This is a genomic window from Achromobacter sp. Marseille-Q0513 (assembly GCF_018195695.1).
Lineage (GTDB): Bacteria > Pseudomonadota > Gammaproteobacteria > Burkholderiales > Burkholderiaceae_B > Achromobacter.
Genome location: NZ_JAGTJY010000711.1, coordinates 1 through 201, shown reverse-complemented (window position 1 = coordinate 201; position 201 = coordinate 1). Strand labels below are relative to the sequence as shown.

Here is a 201-nt window from a genome sequence, read left to right as displayed (position 1 = left end):
ATGCGCGCCAGGCGAACCAGCTGGCGGCCAGCGCGTCGGACGTGGCCGAGCGCGGCGGTTCTGCGGTGTCGGAAGTGGTGACGACGATGCAGGCGATTTCGGCCAGCTCGCGCAAGATTTCCGAGATCGTGTCGGTGATCGACGGTATCGCGTTCCAGACCAACATCCTGGCGCTGAACGCGGCGGTGGAAGCGGCGCGGG

1 protein-coding gene is annotated in these 201 nt (G+C 67.7%); it reads left to right on the top strand.

What is annotated here, in order from left to right; genetic code table 11:
- Positions 1-201 (top strand): methyl-accepting chemotaxis protein (locus tag KDH83_RS32415; RefSeq protein WP_249205498.1); only part of this gene is annotated, 201 nt, incomplete at both ends.